The sequence below is a fragment of the Pseudoduganella sp. RAF53_2 genome (assembly GCF_052113985.1).
In the GTDB taxonomy this organism is placed as follows: domain Bacteria; phylum Pseudomonadota; class Gammaproteobacteria; order Burkholderiales; family Burkholderiaceae_D; genus Rugamonas.
On sequence record NZ_JBFRDW010001090.1, the window covers coordinates 1 to 1,029 of the forward strand.

At 60.9% G+C, this 1,029-nt stretch carries 2 protein-coding genes; both read left to right on the forward strand.

Features of this window, described 5'->3' with window-relative positions:
* The coding region (locus tag AB4Z11_RS32515; RefSeq protein ID WP_442030422.1) for a PDZ domain-containing protein at nucleotides 1–551 on the forward strand (551 nt) is incomplete at its 5' end.
* Between the two features lie 178 nt (nucleotides 552–729).
* Nucleotides 730–1,002: a glutaredoxin family protein gene (locus tag AB4Z11_RS32520; RefSeq protein ID WP_442030424.1), complete on the forward strand. Its 273-nt coding sequence runs from the start codon at nucleotides 730–732 to the stop codon at nucleotides 1,000–1,002.
* Nucleotides 1,003–1,029 lie beyond the last annotated feature (27 nt).

Genomic DNA, 1,029 nt, shown 5'->3' on the forward strand with positions numbered 1-1,029 from the left:
CCCAGGTTGAGGCTGGCGGTCCAGCCGATAAGGCGGGCATCCGCGCCGGTGACATTATCCTGAAGTTCAATGGCACCGATATCGATAAATGGTCGGACCTGACGCGCATGGTCGGTGGCACGGCAGTCGGCACCAAGGCGAATGTGACGGTGTGGCGCAAGGGTAAGTCTGTCGACCTGCCATTGGTAGTAGGCGAGGCCGATGCCGACAAGCCTGCCAAGGAAGCGCGCAACGAGCGCGGCGTGAAGCCGAAGCCTGAGGTCGCCGCCAACGCACTGGGCTTCAAGGTCAGCGATCTGACGGCCGCGCAGAAGAAGGAGCTGGGCGTGAGCGGTGGCGTGATCATCGACGATGCCGATGGCCCTGCGGCAGCGGCCGGCCTGCGCGAAGGCGATGTGCTGCTGCAGCTGAATAACACGGAAGTCACCGACGCCAAGCAGTTCAACGCCGCCGTGGCCAAGCTGGACCGCAGCAAGGCCGCCGTCGTGCTGGTGCGCCGCGGCGAGCAGTCGCAGTTCATCTCGGTGAAACCAGCCGCCGCAACGAAGTAATCCACTCCGTCGCCGCTTGCCGCGCCTCAAATCGCGGCACGGCGGCGCGCGTATAGTCGGAAGATGGCGTCCGATATCCCACCGCCTGAGATTGACAACGAAGCAAGTGGAAACAGAGCCAGCGGCGGCATCGGCGGCCCAGCCGATAGTCATCGTCATCCCCGCCCGGCGCGGTACAATGGCAGGCTCCGAACCCGAAGCCACCCTGATGCACTTCACGCTCTATTCGCGCACTTATTGCCACCTCTGCGAGGACATGTTCAACGCCCTCAACGCCCTGCAAACCCCGGAAAAGCCATTTACCGTCGAAGTCATCGACGTCGATGCGGACCAGGCCCTGGTGGCGAAATATGATGAGCTGGTGCCGGTTTTATTCGCCGACTTGAATGAGCCTGAGCTGTGCCACTATTTTCTGGATGTAGACAAAGTGCGCACACTGTTGTCGAAATAATTAGTATTTCAACATTATTTCCTGTCC